The organism is Pectobacterium sp. 1950-15, assembly GCF_037136835.1.
Classification (GTDB): domain Bacteria; phylum Pseudomonadota; class Gammaproteobacteria; order Enterobacterales; family Enterobacteriaceae; genus Pectobacterium.
On the sequence record NZ_JBBBQR010000016.1, the window covers coordinates 91,244 to 106,891 of the forward strand.

Genomic DNA, 15,648 nt, shown 5'->3' on the forward strand with positions numbered 1-15,648 from the left:
GTCATACACTCGTTGTCGTGCACGGTTTGTTGACGCAATAGAAGGTATGGGCAATACAAGCGTTAGAGGAGAGATGATAATGAGAAGATACTTTATTGATGATGAAACGCCGTGGGAAGAGCTGGGCGGTGGCATTAAACGTAAGATCATGACCTGGAGCGATGAGCTGATGATGGTCTACGTGCACTTTGATAAAGGGGCCATTGGTACGCCGCATTTTCATGAAATTCACGATCAGATTGCTTATGTTGCCGCTGGCAGCTTTGAAGTTGTGATCGAAGGTGAAAAACGTATCCTGAAAACTGGCGACGCCTATCTGGCGGTGAAAAACGAGATGCACGGCGTGGTCTCGCTGGAAGATGGCAGCGTTCTGATCGATGCTTTCTCGCCTAAGCGCGCTGATTTCCTGTAATACCTAAAGCGTGGTCAGTCCATTGGCTGACCACGCTTTCCCCATCTCCCGCAGCGCCTGCTTTTCTACCTTTCCGCTTCTTTATTTCCACACCAATGCGCCTACATTACGTGTTCAGCGGCCAGTTGACCCAGAGAATCCAGCTTATAGTCGGCTAGCGTCCAGCGTGCGTCAGCGCGGAACTCGGCCTGCGGAATAACGATGGAACGCATGCGTGCCGCTTTGGTGGCGATCATGCCATTCACCGAATCTTCCAGCGTCACGCATTGCGTGGGAGAAACGCCGAGCGCATTTGCTGCATTCAAGTACACTTCAGGGTGCGGTTTGCTATACGGCAGCGCTTCGGCTGACATTAAGACATCAAAGTAGTGATCCAGGTTAAACATGCGCAGCACCTGCTGCTGCATGTGGAGCGGCGAAGCGGAAGCCAGTCCAATTTTGAGATTCTGTTCACGGCACAGCTGCAGCGCATGCTCGACACCGGGCAGGAGCGGGCGCTGTTCGGCAACGAGTTCGGTAGCGCGAGCGATAATACGGCGAACAACCTCGTCCCGGCTTGGTGTCGTCCAGGGCGAGTGCTGATACCAAAGTTCAACAACCATATCGATGCGCAGGCCCAGCGTGTCTTTCATTGTGTGTCGCAATGAAATATCAACGCCCAGCGAGGCGATCACTTCTAGCTCTGCTTTATCCCACAATGGTTCTGAATCAATCAGCAGCCCATCCATATCGAAAATCGTCGCTCGTATAGAAGAATCAAAGGACATACCACTGGCTCCGTCAGCAAAGAAAAAGGAAATTTAATGGTAAACTATACCCTAAAGAAGTCGAGTTGCAGGATGAAATGCCAGCGCTTTGAATAAGGCGAAGCGCTGCCCCGTCTGGGTGAGGCCCATGGGGCCGAATAACAACCAAAACATTCATGCAGAGTGAAGGATGACGAGGTTGCACCGCCATTGTGGCTGATCTGGCTGTGCGGGAGATAAAGTGTTGACTGCGCGTAAACTTACAGTAGGCTACCCGTCGTACTAAAACGATATATTACCGATGTTGCGTCGCTAAGAAGGGGTTCTCATGACGTATCAACAGGCTGGCCGTATTGCCGTCGTTAAACGCATTGCCGGATGGATCCTTTTTATTCCCGCGCTGCTTTCAACTTTCGTCTCGCTGGCTAACTATCTCTACGCGTATACCCAGAAAAAACAGGGCATTGACGCTGTTCTCCTGGATTTCCTGCATTTGATGGTCGACATGGTGCGCTTTAATACACCTTTCCTGAACATTTTTTGGTTCAATTCGCCGGTGCCGGATTTTACGCGCTTTTTTAGTGCCGCGACGCTGATGTTTTGGCTGATCTACATCCTGATTTTTATTGGCCTGGCTTTGCAGGTTTCGGGTGCCCGGATGTCTCGTCAGGCGAAGGCAATAAAGGAAGGCATTGAAGATCAACTGATTCTGGAGAAGATGAAAGGGGATGGCGGGAACACGCGTGAGACGTTGGAATCACGTGTCATTGTCCCGGGACATACGATTTTCGTGCAATTCTTTCCGCTTTATATTCTGCCAGTGATTATCGCTGGTGTCGGTTATCTGGTGCTGCGCTTGTTAGGACTACCCGTCTGAGTGACGGTCTGGCGCAATCGCTGCGCCAGACTCCGTATCCTTCCTGTCCAACCTCTCATCTTAGAACAACAGTCTTTCACTAAATTAAAAGCTGCCGCTCAATGAGCTGCTGCGCCTCAACGATGTGTTTACCGCCGAAAAGATTGGCGCGGTTCAGCAGATAATAAATCTGGTAAATAGGCTGGCGATCGATAAAGCCTTTATCCAGCGGCCACACGCTCTGGTAGCCATCATAAATCTGTGCGGGCAGGGCTGGATAACGCGGCAGCATCGCTAAGTCGCATTCTCTGTCCCCCCAATAGCAGGCCGGATCGAACAGATAAGCGCCATCCTGACTATTCGCACAGTTATCTGGCCATAGGTCACCGTGCAAGAGCGAAGGCTGAGGCTGATGCCCCGTCAGACGTTCCTCAACGCGAGCGATTAGCGTTTCAATGTGACCAAAGTGCATCCCTTTTTCCGCAGCCAACTGTAACTGCCACCCAATACGCTGTTCGGCAAAAAAGGTCGCCCAGCGCCGCTGCCAGCTGTTTGGCTGAGGCGTGGTTGAGAGGTCGTTGTCGAAATCCAGCCCAAACTGCGGCTGATCGCTCCACTGGTGCAGGCGAGCTAACTGTTCGCCCAGACACCAGGCACTGTGGGCATCCAACGGTTTAACGGGCAGGAATTGCAGAAGCAGGAAGCTGTGATCGCGTGAACTACCGACACCATAAACAGCTGGCACACGCACGGTATTGCTGCGACTCAGCAGGTGCAGTTGATCGGCTTCAGCGGTGAATTTAGCCAACATTTCACGACTATCGCATTTTACGAAGACGTCATGATCGCCGTAACGGACATACCAGACTGGATGTATTTCACCACCGGGCAGTTCGCGGTGTTCCTGAATATCCGCAGTACCGTGATGCTCTTCCAAAAGTCGGCTGATAGCTTGCCACATAAGGTCATCCTCCCGTTGATGTTGCCGATACCCTGCTATTCACTGGGGTGATTCGTTTACGGTAACCCATTGAGCGCAATAAAAATGGAATCTATAGCACACTGATAACAATAGGCGCAGATAGCGAGAAACAAGTATAGTCGGAATTAAAAATAGCGGGGTTAGGATGATGCTCAATCCGCGGGATGAAGATGTGAGATAGGCATAAGTGACGTAACCGGCAGCGGTCTTCCGGTTACGTCAGGCTAAGAGGCTTGCAGCGAGTAAGCGCTATAACGCGTCGGTGACAACCTGAGATGCCGACTGACGACGCAGTTTTAGCTGGTGGTACGTCAGCGCCAGCGTGAAGAACAGGGCCTGAACGATGACGATACAAGGGCCTGTCGCGCCATCGATATAGAAACTGATCAAGGTGCCAGCAATACAGGAAATGACAGAAACCAGCGTGGCGACAAGCACCATACGCTCGAAGCGCTTGCAGACCATGAAGGCAATAATGCCCGGCGCAATCAGCATCGCAATCACCAGAATAACGCCGACGGCCTGTAGTGATGCGACAATCGTCATTGCCAGCAGGCTCAGCAACCCATAGTGCAGCAGCTTAACGGGCAGGCCGATGACGCGGGCATGATTGGGGTCGAAGCAGTACAGCATGAAATCTCGCCGTTTTAACAACACAATGCCCAGCGTCACGCCGGCAATCAGTAAGATTTGCGTCAGTTCTTGCTGAGTGATGCCCAGCACGTTACCAAACAGAATGTGGTTCAGGTGCTGATCGGTATCGATGCGCGCAAACATGACGAGCCCCAGCGCAAACATACCGGAAAAGATGATCCCCATTACCGTATCTTCTTTGACCCGGCTGTGCTCTTTCACGTATCCCGTCGCTACCGCACAAAAAATACCGGAAACGAAAGCGCCGATGACCAGCGGGATCCCCAGTAAAAACGCGACAACGATACCGGGCAGCACGGCATGGGAAATGGCATCACCCATTAGCGACCAGCCTTTTAGCACCAGATAGCATGACAAGACCGCGCAGACCGTACCCGTGACGACGGCGGCGAGTAACGCACGTTGCATGAATGGATAAGACAGGGGATCGAGTAACCAGCTCATTAGCGTCATAACGCATCTCCTGATTGATCGCGTAGCCGCAGGCGGCGCGATGCCAGCAACCCATGTTTGGGGGCAAAGACAAACGCCAACAGGAAGACGACGGTTTGCAAGGTGACAATCACGCCGCCGGTTGCACCATCAAGGAAAAAGCTCAGATACGCGCCCACGGCGCTGGTAATGGCGCCCAGTGCAATAGAAATCACAACCAGACGACCAAACCGATCGGTGAGCAGGTAAGCAGTGGCACCCGGTGTAATTACCATTGCGATTACCAAAATCGCCCCGACGGTTTGCAACGCTGCAACCGTACAGGCGCTCAACAGCGTAAAGAACAGAATTTTCAGCTTCAGCGGAGAAAGGCCAATCGAACGGGCGTGATTTTCATCGAAGAACACGGCTAGCAGATCTTTCCACAGCAGGCAGAGAATCAGGAACGTCACGCCGATGATGATTTCAACTTGCAGAATATCTTCGTCGGCAATGCCCAAAATATTGCCGAAAATGATGGACTGCACGTTAACCGATGTCGGATTAAGCGAAATGATCAGCAGACCGACAGCGAAAAACGTTGAGAAAATAAAGCCGATAATCGCATCTTCGCGCAATCGGGTAATGTGACGGATGAGCGTCATCGCCAGCGCGGCGAGCATACCGGTAAAAAATGCACCGGCAGCGTAGGGCAGGCCCAATGCATAGGCACCCGCGACACCGGGGACGACGGAGTGGGAGAGGGCATCGCCCATCAGCGACCAGCCTTTCAGCATCAGGTACGCCGAAAGAAAAGCGCACACGCCGCCGACAATCGCGCTGACCCAGATCGCTTTGACCATGTAGTTATAGCTGAATGGCTGCAACAGGATATCGATCATCAGGGCTTTTTCTCCTCCGGTATGGCGCGTGACGCAGGAGGATCGCTCTTGGTTGAACCATAAAACACGGCCGGACGTTCATCGTCTGTCAGCACCGTCACCGAGCGAACATCGTCATCATCGTGAAGATGAGATCCTCCGAGATTGATGTGTCGCAGAACGCCACCGAACGTTTTCTCCAAATTGCTCTGGGTAAAGGTGCTGTGCGTGGGGCCTGCGGCTAAAACGGTACGATTGACTAAAATAACGTTGTCGCAAAACTCAGGAACGCTGCCGAGGTTATGGGTCGCCACCAAAATCAAATGGCCTTCATCGCGCAAGGTGCGCAGCAGATCGATAATGGCGTTCTCCGTTTTAACGTCGACGCCGGTGAAAGGCTCATCCAGCAGCAATACGCTGCCTTGTTGAGCCAACGCCCGCGCCAGAAACACGCGTTTTTTCTGTCCGCCGGAGAGTTCACCGATTTGGCGATGTTGCAGCGTCGATAGCCCTACGCGCTCCAGCGATTCCGCCACAATGGTGCGATCTTGCTTACTCGGGATGCGCAGGAAATTCATCCGCCCGTAGCGCCCCATCATGACGACGTCGGAAACCAGAACGGGAAAATTCCAGTCCACATCCTCTGTTTGTGGAACATAAGCAACCAGATTCTGTTTCAGCGCCTGATAAATGGGTTGCTGGTTGAGCAGTACCTGCCCTGAGGTTGGTTTGACCAATCCCATGATGCTTTTGAACAACGTTGATTTTCCACTGCCGTTTACGCCAACCAAGGCGCAAATTGTACCGCCGGTCAGGGAAAAAGAAGCATGGCGAATAGCCTGATGCCCGTTGCTGTAAGTAACCGAAACATCATTGACTTCTAATGACTGTACTGCTCGATCGCTACTCATTGATTAAATCCTTTCGCGATGGTTTCCACCGTCACTTTTAACAGGTCGATATAGGTTGGCACTGGGCCTTTTTCTGTAGACAGCGAATCAACATACAGCACGCCGCCGTATTTCGCCCCCGTTTCTTTACTCACCTGTTTTGCCGGTTTATCGGAAACGGTGCTTTCGCTGAAGACCACAGGGATAGCCTTCTCACGCACGGTATCGATAACTCGACGAACCTGTTGTGGCGACCCTTGCTCGTCGGCATTGATTGGCCAGAGATAGACTTCATTGAACTGATAATCTTTCGCCAGATAGCTGAATGCACCTTCACTGGTGACTAACCAGCGCTGCTGTTCTGGGATGCGGGAGAGACGCTCACGCAGCGGTGCGTCGAGAGCCTTAATTTTTTCCGCATAGGCTTTGGCGTTACGATTATACGTCTCTGCATTGGCAGGATCGGCTTGCACCAGGCCTTTGCGGATATTTTCAATATAGATTAATGCATTGGAGGGGGACATCCAGGCATGTGGGTTTGGATTGCCATTATAGGCACCTTCGCGGATAGGAAGTGGTGTGATGCCTTCCGTTACCACAACGGCGGGTACATTTTTTACGTTTTCGAAAAAGCGCGTAAACCAGCGCTCAAGATTCATCCCATTCCACAGTACCAACTGCGCAGACTGTGTTTTAACAATATCGCGCGGTGTCGGTTGATAATCATGAATTTCTGCGCCGGGCTTGGTAATGGACTCGACCGTTGCGGCATCGCCAGCAATATTCTGTGCGATATCCTGAATGATGGTAAAGGTGGTGATGACTTTAAGCTTTTCAGCCGCCTGAGCGGATGCATTGGCTAAAAGCAGTAAGGCGCACGGCAGCGCGATGCGACGGAACAGGGCAGGAAAACGGGCGTGAAAACCAATCATGCGAATATCCTTACAAACCGTGAAAGTGTTACTTGAGAATAATTATCAATATCATTTAAGTCAAGGGGCAGAGAAGGGCGGGGAGTCAATATTGGAGGGTGTCTCATGACACAAAAAATCACTGTTCGCAGGCTCGTAGCACGTGCTTGCGCGGGTAAGGAACGCATCATGCTCCTTTAGTAACAGAAATGTTGCTTTAATTTAATGAATCGTACTTAAGGTTACAACGAAAGTCTAACGGTAACGGTAGTGAACTGTCGCGTGACTATACATAGTTATACACATGGCGAAATTTGCGTCAAAAAGAGAGAGAAATCTGATGCAGCCTTAAGAAAATAACAATGGCTGCCGATAAATCATAAAGATTGTGAGAGATGTCTCTAGTTTATACTAAAGGGTTGTAAGCGATATGAGCACAAAATCAGAACGACGTTGGAAGCTGGCAAGTTTGGTCTTATTGACTTTTTTGATAGCATTATTAGTGTTATTGGTTCAAACAAGTTAATTCCTGACGCAACGAAAGGTTAGGGCATAAATAATTTCTATTATGTAATGTATTAATGCAAAAGATATAGATAGCATAAAAATGACAATCGATTTTAAACATTGATATAAGCGTGGCTGCTGTCGGCACGCTTGTTGTTAATGTTCAATATCCCTTCGTGGTTGCACGCCAATTATAGCTTTTTGTTATGATTGCTGGTGCGCCTGTGCCAGAAATGGGACGGCTGTCGCGTATTTTTTTGCATAATAGAATCTGTCGTGCGCTTATTGCGCGGTGTCAGAAGCAGCCTGTGAATATAGGCGTCAGCGAACATTATCGTGTATTAATGAATCAGGGATGACGTGAATTTGTGCGGCATGTCCACGACTGATAAAAAAGGCCTTGCCATCGATTACATAGTGTGTAATAACGCTTCTGGGTAAAACGAGGTACAGTTCTGTATATGAATGGCATTTTCAGTAAAGAAGACTTAAGTACAACCTTTAGCGTTGCATGCTGCTTCTCTGCCGATCCTTATCTTAGTGCCTCAAGCAGTAACGACTTTGGTTTGTCTGTATAACGCCTTTTTGGCGGTTTAAACAATTAAAGGAAATATTTGAAATGGCAAAGATTAAAGGTCAGGTTAAGTGGTTCAACGAGTCTAAAGGCTTTGGTTTCATCACTCCTGCTGACGGCAGCAAAGATGTATTCGTACACTTCTCTGCAATTCAAGGCAACGGCTTCAAAACTCTGGCTGAAGGCCAGAACGTAGAATTCGAAATTCAGGATGGCCAGAAAGGTCCTTCCGCAGTAAACGTCACTGCGCTGTAATTTTACAGCTCTGTTGCAAAACCCGCCATGGTGCGGGTTTTTTGTTGTCTGCATTTTATCTTTACCCGTAACGCAATAAAGACGTTTTTAATGAGGAAAATGTGCCGATGAGTTATCAGTGTCCGCTATGCCAGTTACCTCTGGAGCGACACCCGCGGCAATGGACGTGTGGTAAACATAGCTTTGACTGTGCGAAAGAAGGGTACGTCAACCTCTTGCCGGTACAGTTTAAGCGTTCAAAACAGCCAGGCGATAGTGCTGAAATGATGCAGGCACGGCGCAGCTTTCTGGAAGCCGGTCACTATCAACCGTTACGCGACGCCGTGGCGCAACACGTTGACGCTATTGTGGCGGATGACGCCGCTGCGCTGTTGGATATCGGCTGTGGCGAGGGGTATTACACCGCGGAACTGGCGCAGCGTCTTACCTCGCACAGAACGATGACGATTTACGGACTGGATGTGTCCAAAGCGGCGATTCAGCGTGCGGCAAAACGGTATGAAAACGTTGAGTTTTGCGTTGCATCCAGCCAGAGACTGCCTTTTCGCGACGCCTCCCTTGATGCTGTGGTAAAAATTTACGCGCCGTGTAACGACGCGGAGCTACAGCGCACCATTAAGGTTGGCGGTTGGGTGGTGACGGTGTCTCCAGGGCCTCGACATCTTTATCAACTGAAAGCGGAAGTCTACGATGAGGTGTTATTGCACCCGAGCAAAGACGAAGCGCTCGTCGGCTTTCAGCTTATGGATCAGCAAGTGCTCGCGTACCCGATGCAGCTATCCGGGAACGAGGCTGCGGCGCTATTGCAGATGACGCCTTTTGCCTGGCGGGCAACGCCGGACGTTAGCGAGCGATTGCGTGCCGCTGCCGCATTTAGCTGTGAAACGGATTTTATTATCCGCTTGCATCAGCGTGTTGATAGCGACGTCGTCGCTTAATCGAGAAGAATAAAAACGGGCAGCGCGATAGTCGGGCTGCCCGTTGATGTAAAATGTGTTTTATACCCTAAATACTTCACGTTTTGTCATGCAACGTGAAGTATGACGGCGATATCAGGCGGCGTAGCCGAGGTGCTCGTACAGGATGTTACAGCCGATACCAATCAGAACCAACCCGCCAATCACTTCCGCTTTTTTACCGAGAATCGGGCCGATGTAGCGACCAATCATCATACCGAGTGTCACCATAATCATGGTGGCGCAGCCAATCACCATTGCGGTATGGAAAATATTTACCTGAAGGAAAGCCAGACCGACGCCGATTGCCATGGCATCTAAGCTGGTGGCGACCGCGGTGCAGATTAGCAACGCCAGACTATGATTTTTGACTTTTTCGCAGCGACAGTCTGAAGAACCTTTGAGCCCCTCAACGACCATACGGCCGCCAAGAATCAATAGCAGCGTAAACGCAACCCAGTGATCCCATTCGAGAATATATTGGCTGGCAAAGAAACCCAGTGCCCAACCGATCAGCGGGGTGATTGCCTCGATAACGCCAAAAATGAGCCCGGTACGGATGGCATCGCGGAAACGAGGATTGTGCAGGACGGCACCTTTACCGATTGACGCGGCGAAGGCATCCATTGACATACCAAATGCTAGGATAAGTGTTGCTGACATATTCATTGTAAATAGCCTCGGCTGGACGATTAACCATATACACGCAGATCATCCCCAACCCGAATGACGATCTTACGTGTCTATGGTCTCGCCTGCCAATCACGCTTGGCCGCCCGCACCACGTCTATGCTCCGATAACAGAAGATAAACGAGTATGTTGATACGAGCATTTCTGATGAATTATTGTGAGTATTAATTAATCAGAAATCGGCTACTCCCCAATGACGGCGCAACCTTAACATATTATTTATGCGATAAACAACACTAAAAGTTTTACGTGTTAATGATGCAATTGATAATTATTTTCATTTGGTTATTGAAATTGACTAATCGTATAAAATAACGTCAAGGTTATTGGGGTTAAAATACCACCATAAAACGAGGTGTCTATTTGTGGTTATTTAAAATAATTCGCCTGATAAGTTTACCTTATTGATTCTCAATCATAAATTTATATATTTTTTCTAAATCATCGAGCTGGGTAACCTGTATCAATAAACGCCGTTTCTCAAGATCGATGACTAATATGCCATCCTCAGATAAATTCATATTTTTAATTCTGGTATAAGGAATGAATATATTCGCATAAAAGAAGCCGGTTGATTTAAAAACCAGTTTAGGGCGACGAATATAGGCTAGATAACACGCCATGAAGGCCAGAGAAATCAAAAGATAGGTGGTAAGAATAGCGCCATTACTCATCACATTCTGATAAATAAGAATCCCTACTAAGCCGATAAAAATTAGTGTATCGAGCCGATTCGTCCGTTTCAGAGGGACGAGGAGCTGGGTTTTCCCCTTGAGTTTATCCATGATGAACTCATCATAGATGGCATAAACCAGTGCTAACGCAATCAACACGACCAGCGTAATATCCGTCATTGTCATCCGTATTATCCTTGCTCGTTAAGCATCCATATTTGTCATAAAGAATGGCCGGGCGTATTAGCACCCGGCCATTGACTATTACACGCCGAGCAGGCCGATCCAGTATCCGAAGATACCAATGGCGAAGAAGCCCATAATCAGCCACAGTGCGTTTACCTTGCGTCGTAACAGCCACATACAGCCGAACGTCAGCAGTAGGGGAACGAGCCCCGGCATAAGCTGGTCAAGGATAGACTGAACGGTGGTCACCGTGGTTTCCCCGTTCTGGTTCGTCACCGTCGACACCACCATCGGAATGTTGACGTGAGTCCATTTATTGACCAATGCCCCCATGACGAACAGGCCGAGAATAGAGGCTGACTCGGTCATTTTTTGCAGGAAACCGCCGCCCATATCGCTGACGATATCGATCCCTTTACGGTAGCCATAGGCGACGCCGTAGTAACGAACCAGCAGGCGAACCAGGTTAAACAGAACGAAGAAGAGGACTGGCCCTAACAGGCTGCCGCTCATGGCAATCCCCGCACCCAGTGCGGCGAATACCGGACGGGCGGTGCCCCAGAATATTGGGTCGCCGACGCCAGCCAGTGGCCCCATCAGCCCGACTTTCAGGCCGTTTATTGCCGCGTCATCAATGGGAGCGCCATTCGCGCGTTGCTCTTCCATCGCCATCGTTACGCCGAGTACCGGAGCCGCAACAAACGGCTGTGTATTGAAGAACTCCAGATGGCGCTTGATCGCCTGTTTACGCTCTTCCGAGTTTTCAGGATAAAGACGGCGAATTACCGGCACCATGGAAAAACAGAAGCCGAGTGCCTGCATACGTTCAAAGTTCCAGGAGCCTTGAAACAGGTTGGAACGGATAAACACCGCGCGGATGTCGCTGTCAGTGAGTTTTTTGACATTCGTGTTTTCGACCATTTTGCTCACTCCTGTTAATCCAGTTCGTTATCAAGGTCGTTATTGCCTGATGAAACCGGCTGACCTTGAACCTTGTTATATTTCGGGCTGAGCTGGATATACAGCACCGCCATCACAATACCGATTACGCCCAGCGCCACCAGGTTAAACTGGGTGAACGCGGCGGTCACAAAGCCAAGATAGAAGAACGGCATCAGGTAGCCCGCGCGCATCATGTTGATGACCATCGCGTAACCGACGACGACAATCATGCCCCCGGCGATATTCAGACCGTTGGTCACCACTTCCGGGATGGAGTTCAGCAGCGCGTGAACGGCATCGGTACCAACGGAAACGGCAACGATTACTGCAGGAATCGCGATACGCATGGCCTGTAGCAGCAGGGCAGAGACGTGAATCCAACTGATTGCCGTCAGGTTACCTCGCTCTGCTGCGCTGTCTGCCGCATGCTGGAACGCAACGGTGATGGTACGAACAATGATGGTTAATACTTGCCCAGCGGCAGCAAGCGGAATGGCCAGAGCAATCCCTGCGCCGATCCCCTGACCACCGGCGATAACCAGAATGGTTGAAATAATGGAGGCCAGAGCCGCATCTGGTGCGACAGCTGCACCGATGTTCATCCAGCCTAACGCGATCATTTCCAGCGTACCGCCAATAATGATCCCGGTTTTTAAATCACCTAATACTGCGCCAATCAGCGTACAGGCGACGAGTGGACGGTGGAATTGGAATTCATCAAGAATTGAACCCATCCCCGAAACACACGCGACGAGAAATATCAGCACAATTTGAAGTGTGGTAATCTCCATCGTACTTCTCCTATAAAATGTGTCTGAGTAAAAATAAATCGCCATCCCCGTTGTTTTTCAATGTCAACGTAAAGTTGTCTATGTCGGCATAAAGCTTTTCAATATCGACATAAATACCTATCTTGAAAATCGTCAGGTCTATAAAGCTATTATCGATGGTGACGTTCGCGTTAATCACATTCGCATTGCGATGGGGATCAGCGCGGCATTTTGTTAATTAAATCCATCATTTTGAGCCGGGTATCGGTTGAAACTTTCCGAACCTCCAATTCAATTCCGCGTTTATCTAATTCTCGGAATGCAGTGATATCCTTCTCATCGATAGAAACGGCATTATTGACCTGCGTTTTCCCCTGTTTGAATGCCATCCCGCCAATATTAACCGAGGTGATTTTTACGCCATTCTCGATCAGCGTTAATACATCCGTCGGATTGGTGAACAACAGCATCACCCGGTCGGCGGCATATTTGGGGTTGTCGTAGACACGGACGGCTTTGGCGACATCCACCACGTGAGCGGTAACGCCCGGTGGCGCAACCTGAGTCAGCAACGTTTTACGCACGTTATCGGCGGCGACTTCATCGCTGACGACAATAATGCGCGAAACATTGGTTTCTTTCGTCCAGCGGGTGGCGACCTGACCATGAATCAGACGGTCATCGATACGCGCCAATCCGATCTTCATGTGTTCACCGGAGCCTGCTGGTGTGGGGGCTGCCTTGGCTTTTGGCGGTGGTGGAGGAGAAGGGGGCGCGGCTTTGGGCGTATCCTGATGCTTCAGCGCTTTTACGCCATCCCTGCCGGCTTCCAGAGCGATAGAAACCAAATCGGAAAAGGACGGATTATCATCCCGAGCCATAAAGGTTTCCGCCAGCATGGGAATATTGACGCCGGCGATAACGTCATGGTTTTCCTTACTGGTGACGAGACGGCTGGCCGCGTTGAATGGGCTACCGCCCCAGGTATCAACGAGAAACAGCACGCCTTGCGATGTGTCTAACTGTGTGAGTTTTTCCTGATATTTTTCTATCAATGTTTCGGCGTTTTCTCCAGGGACGAAATCGATCCAGGCGATATTGCTTTGCTCGCCAAGGATCATTTCTGCTGTCTTTAACAGCGGTCCCGCAGTGGCGCCGTGAGTGCATAACATGATTGCAATACTCACTTGCTACCTCCTCACGTTCACGATCAAAAAGAGTCAATGTGTCAGGAAACAGGGTTAACGTTCAGCCACTGAACGTTAACCGTCGCGGTATTAGTATGGCTGCAAGAAAAAAATTTACCGTGGATTCATGACATTCACTGTGTTCCTCCAGGTTGTCAGGCGAGAAATCGTGACTGACAGATTTATTTTAGTTATCGAAAAAATAAATAGTGTGATGATGCTCTAATGCTGACCAGTTAAGCGGGAGGCTAAAAGAGTGCAGAAGCGGAAAATTTGAGCGTGTTATCAATGCGAAGCCGGACGACGAAATTCTTTGTGAAAATTGGTAACAACCTGTTAGAGTAAACGTCCCTTAAATTGCTTAGGAGCACCGGGCATCAGCCCTTCCCATGGACTGTCACCGACAAAACGTTCTCTGTTTCCCCGCTAATGCTGGCGGTTTTCTGTACTCAGCTGGTCACTCAGACCACATTCAGAATCTCTCTGATTCATATCAACTCTTTTTATTACCATTCAATGCGGCTCATGCATTGATGTCATCTGCTCGTTCATTTTCTGGAGTCTGACATGGAATTTTTGCTAGATCCTTCAATCTGGGCAGGCTTATTGACGCTGGTGGTACTTGAAATTGTTCTGGGTATCGACAATTTGGTGTTTATCGCCATTTTGGCGGATAAATTACCCCCCAAACAGCGAGATAAAGCCCGCATTATCGGTTTAAGCCTGGCGCTGTTAATGCGTCTGGGCCTGTTGTCTTTGATTTCCTGGATGGTCACACTGACGCGTCCACTGTTTAGCCTTGGTGATTTCAGCTTCTCGGGTCGTGACCTGATTTTGCTGTTCGGCGGTGTGTTCCTCTTGTTCAAAGCTACGATGGAGCTACATGAACGGCTAGAGAATAAAACGCACGACGGCAATGGGAATCGCGCCCATGCGAGTTTCTGGGCCGTGGTGGCGCAGATTGTCGTGCTGGATGCCGTGTTCTCGCTGGATGCCGTGATTACCGCGGTGGGCATGGTCGATCATCTGGGCGTGATGATGACGGCAGTGATCATCGCGATGGGTGTCATGCTGATTGCTTCTAAGCCACTGACCCGATTCGTCAACGAGCATCCAACGGTGGTTGTCCTGTGTCTCAGCTTCTTGCTGATGATTGGTTTGAGCCTGATGGCGGAAGGTCTTGGCTTCCACATTCCGAAAGGCTACCTGTACGCTGCGATTGGTTTCTCTATTCTGATCGAACTGTTTAACCAGATTGCCCGTCATAACTTTATGAAACACCAGTCGCATCGTCCTTTGCGTGAGCGTACCGCAGAGGCCATTCTGCGCCTGATGGGTTCACGGAAAAACACGGACGATCTGGATGCGGATGAACCTCAGAAGAAGCTCACGACAGAAGAGTTTGCTGAGGAAGAGCGCAATATGATCAGCGGCGTGCTGACATTAGCGTCGCGTTCACTGCGCAGCGTGATGACGCCACGTACGGAAATTTCCTGGGTGGATAGTGAAAGTTCTGTCGAGCAGATCCGTATGCAATTGCTGGATACACCTCACAGCCTGTTCCCAATATGCCGCGGTTCTCTGGATGAACTGATCGGCGTCGTCCGTGCCAAGGATTTGCTGGTGGTGCTGGAAACACAGACGGATGTAGAAAGCTTCGCTGCGGCGAATCCGCCCATCGTCGTACCCGAAACGCTGGATGTGATTAACCTGTTGCCCGTTCTGCGTCGTGCGAAAGGCAGCCTGGTTATCATCACCAACGAGTTTGGCGTGGTGCAAGGGTTGGTTACGCCGCTGGATGTGCTGGAAGCGATTGCAGGTGAGTTCCCGGATGAAGACGAAACGCTGGATATCATTCCAGACGGCGAAGGCTGGCTGGTGAAGGGCGGAACAGACCTGCATGCCTTACAGCAGGTCGTGGATAGCAGCGATCTGGTTGACCCGAAGGAAGATTACGCTTCACTGGCTGGCCTGTTGCTGGCGCACAGTGATGAGTTCCCGAAAGTCGGCGAGATCATCGAATTGCACCACCTGCGCTTCCATATCGTTGAGGTTTCCGAATACCGTATCGATCTGGTGCGTGTGGAACGCATTGTGGATGAGGACGACGCTGAAGAAGCGTAATGCGATCCGCTAAGTCATTGCAAAATAAAGCCCCGCCAA

The 15,648-nt window shown here is 50.1% G+C and carries 17 protein-coding genes; 6 read left to right on the plus strand and 11 right to left on the minus strand.

What is annotated here, in order from left to right; all coding sequences use genetic code 11:
* Positions 1–79: 79 nt before the first annotated feature.
* On the plus strand, positions 80–412 hold the full coding sequence (locus WCT94_RS16860; RefSeq protein ID WP_010275594.1) for a cupin domain-containing protein: 333 nt from the start codon (positions 80–82) through the stop codon (positions 410–412).
* Between the two features lie 101 nt (positions 413–513).
* Here the strand turns inward: WCT94_RS16860 and hxpB are convergent, their stop codons facing one another.
* Entirely contained in the window at positions 514–1,179 is a 666-nt protein-coding gene (hxpB, locus tag WCT94_RS16865; protein WP_336870501.1) for a hexitol phosphatase HxpB, read from the minus strand.
* Positions 1,180–1,486: 307 nt separating this feature from the next.
* On the opposite strand from hxpB, the gene WCT94_RS16870 reads away from it, so the two are divergent.
* The gene (locus WCT94_RS16870; protein WP_319847595.1) at positions 1,487–2,035 is read left to right on the plus strand and encodes a YniB family protein; all 549 of its coding nucleotides are present in this window, start codon (positions 1,487–1,489) and stop codon (positions 2,033–2,035) included.
* Between the two features lie 79 nt (positions 2,036–2,114).
* Here WCT94_RS16870 and WCT94_RS16875 read toward each other — a convergent pair whose 3' ends face one another.
* The 5 genes from WCT94_RS16875 to WCT94_RS16895 form a co-directional block, all read right to left on the minus strand.
* Positions 2,115–2,975 carry a fructosamine kinase family protein gene (locus tag WCT94_RS16875; RefSeq protein WP_336870505.1) on the minus strand — a complete coding sequence of 287 codons (861 nt, stop codon included), beginning with the start codon at positions 2,973–2,975 and terminating at the stop codon, positions 2,115–2,117.
* Between the two features lie 270 nt (positions 2,976–3,245).
* Positions 3,246–4,103 (minus strand): metal ABC transporter permease, encoded by an 858-nt coding sequence (locus WCT94_RS16880; RefSeq protein WP_336870507.1) that lies wholly within the window; start codon positions 4,101–4,103, stop codon positions 3,246–3,248.
* A complete protein-coding gene (locus WCT94_RS16885) occupies positions 4,100–4,963 on the minus strand; it encodes a metal ABC transporter permease (RefSeq protein ID WP_180776874.1) in 864 nt (287 codons plus the stop codon). The genes WCT94_RS16880 and WCT94_RS16885 overlap by 4 nt, the downstream gene beginning before the upstream one ends.
* The gene (locus tag WCT94_RS16890) at positions 4,963–5,853 is read right to left on the minus strand and encodes a manganese/iron ABC transporter ATP-binding protein (RefSeq protein WP_039556847.1); all 891 of its coding nucleotides are present in this window, start codon (positions 5,851–5,853) and stop codon (positions 4,963–4,965) included. The genes WCT94_RS16885 and WCT94_RS16890 overlap by 1 nt, the downstream gene beginning before the upstream one ends.
* Positions 5,850–6,764 (minus strand): metal ABC transporter substrate-binding protein, encoded by a 915-nt coding sequence (locus tag WCT94_RS16895; protein ID WP_336870509.1) that lies wholly within the window; start codon positions 6,762–6,764, stop codon positions 5,850–5,852. The genes WCT94_RS16890 and WCT94_RS16895 overlap by 4 nt, the downstream gene beginning before the upstream one ends.
* A 947-nt stretch (positions 6,765–7,711) precedes the next feature.
* Here WCT94_RS16895 and WCT94_RS16900 point away from each other — a divergent pair.
* From WCT94_RS16900 to rlmA, 3 genes are all read left to right on the plus strand, one after another.
* The gene (locus tag WCT94_RS16900) at positions 7,712–7,828 is read left to right on the plus strand and encodes a DUF2627 domain-containing protein (RefSeq protein WP_085996916.1); all 117 of its coding nucleotides are present in this window, start codon (positions 7,712–7,714) and stop codon (positions 7,826–7,828) included.
* 41 nt (positions 7,829–7,869) lie between these two features.
* Positions 7,870–8,079, plus strand: coding sequence for a transcription antiterminator/RNA stability regulator CspE (cspE, locus tag WCT94_RS16905; protein ID WP_005968829.1), 210 nt, complete (start codon positions 7,870–7,872; stop codon positions 8,077–8,079).
* Between the two features lie 107 nt (positions 8,080–8,186).
* Positions 8,187–9,017 (plus strand): 23S rRNA (guanine(745)-N(1))-methyltransferase, encoded by an 831-nt coding sequence (rlmA, locus tag WCT94_RS16910; protein WP_336870510.1) that lies wholly within the window; start codon positions 8,187–8,189, stop codon positions 9,015–9,017.
* 114 nt (positions 9,018–9,131) lie between these two features.
* Here rlmA and mntP read toward each other — a convergent pair whose 3' ends face one another.
* From mntP to manX, 5 genes are all read right to left on the minus strand, one after another.
* The gene (gene mntP, locus WCT94_RS16915; RefSeq protein WP_110162947.1) at positions 9,132–9,704 is read right to left on the minus strand and encodes a manganese efflux pump MntP; all 573 of its coding nucleotides are present in this window, start codon (positions 9,702–9,704) and stop codon (positions 9,132–9,134) included.
* Positions 9,705–10,127: 423 nt separating this feature from the next.
* Complete coding sequence (locus WCT94_RS16920) at positions 10,128–10,586, minus strand: DUF986 family protein (protein WP_336870511.1); 459 nt, start codon at positions 10,584–10,586, stop codon at positions 10,128–10,130.
* Positions 10,587–10,664: 78 nt separating this feature from the next.
* The gene (locus tag WCT94_RS16925; protein WP_336870513.1) at positions 10,665–11,507 is read right to left on the minus strand and encodes a PTS mannose transporter subunit IID; all 843 of its coding nucleotides are present in this window, start codon (positions 11,505–11,507) and stop codon (positions 10,665–10,667) included.
* Positions 11,508–11,521: 14 nt separating this feature from the next.
* On the minus strand, positions 11,522–12,319 hold the full coding sequence (locus WCT94_RS16930) for a PTS mannose/fructose/sorbose transporter subunit IIC (RefSeq protein ID WP_336870514.1): 798 nt from the start codon (positions 12,317–12,319) through the stop codon (positions 11,522–11,524).
* Between the two features lie 197 nt (positions 12,320–12,516).
* Entirely contained in the window at positions 12,517–13,485 is a 969-nt protein-coding gene (manX, locus tag WCT94_RS16935; RefSeq protein ID WP_336870516.1) for a PTS mannose transporter subunit IIAB, read from the minus strand.
* A 567-nt stretch (positions 13,486–14,052) separates the two neighbouring features.
* Here manX and WCT94_RS16940 point away from each other — a divergent pair.
* Entirely contained in the window at positions 14,053–15,609 is a 1,557-nt protein-coding gene (locus WCT94_RS16940; protein ID WP_336870519.1) for a TerC family protein, read from the plus strand.
* Positions 15,610–15,648 lie beyond the last annotated feature (39 nt).

Bases quoted from the DNA above. Each gene is read 5' to 3' on its own strand.
- WCT94_RS16860 (WP_010275594.1), top strand. From the start codon at position 80: ATGAGAAGATACTTTATTGATGATGAAACGCCGTGGGAAGAGCTGGGC.
- hxpB (WP_336870501.1), bottom strand. From the start codon at position 1,179: ATGTCCTTTGATTCTTCTATACGAGCGACGATTTTCGATATGGATGGG.
- WCT94_RS16870 (WP_319847595.1), top strand. From the start codon at position 1,487: ATGACGTATCAACAGGCTGGCCGTATTGCCGTCGTTAAACGCATTGCC.
- WCT94_RS16875 (WP_336870505.1), bottom strand. From the start codon at position 2,975: ATGTGGCAAGCTATCAGCCGACTTTTGGAAGAGCATCACGGTACTGCG.
- WCT94_RS16880 (WP_336870507.1), bottom strand. From the start codon at position 4,103: ATGACGCTAATGAGCTGGTTACTCGATCCCCTGTCTTATCCATTCATG.
- WCT94_RS16885 (WP_180776874.1), bottom strand. From the start codon at position 4,963: ATGATCGATATCCTGTTGCAGCCATTCAGCTATAACTACATGGTCAAA.
- WCT94_RS16890 (WP_039556847.1), bottom strand. From the start codon at position 5,853: ATGAGTAGCGATCGAGCAGTACAGTCATTAGAAGTCAATGATGTTTCG.
- WCT94_RS16895 (WP_336870509.1), bottom strand. From the start codon at position 6,764: ATGATTGGTTTTCACGCCCGTTTTCCTGCCCTGTTCCGTCGCATCGCG.
- WCT94_RS16900 (WP_085996916.1), top strand. From the start codon at position 7,712: ATGAATGGCATTTTCAGTAAAGAAGACTTAAGTACAACCTTTAGCGTT.
- cspE (WP_005968829.1), top strand. From the start codon at position 7,870: ATGGCAAAGATTAAAGGTCAGGTTAAGTGGTTCAACGAGTCTAAAGGC.
- rlmA (WP_336870510.1), top strand. From the start codon at position 8,187: ATGAGTTATCAGTGTCCGCTATGCCAGTTACCTCTGGAGCGACACCCG.
- mntP (WP_110162947.1), bottom strand. From the start codon at position 9,704: ATGAATATGTCAGCAACACTTATCCTAGCATTTGGTATGTCAATGGAT.
- WCT94_RS16920 (WP_336870511.1), bottom strand. From the start codon at position 10,586: ATGACAATGACGGATATTACGCTGGTCGTGTTGATTGCGTTAGCACTG.
- WCT94_RS16925 (WP_336870513.1), bottom strand. From the start codon at position 11,507: ATGGTCGAAAACACGAATGTCAAAAAACTCACTGACAGCGACATCCGC.
- WCT94_RS16930 (WP_336870514.1), bottom strand. From the start codon at position 12,319: ATGGAGATTACCACACTTCAAATTGTGCTGATATTTCTCGTCGCGTGT.
- WCT94_RS16940 (WP_336870519.1), top strand. From the start codon at position 14,053: ATGGAATTTTTGCTAGATCCTTCAATCTGGGCAGGCTTATTGACGCTG.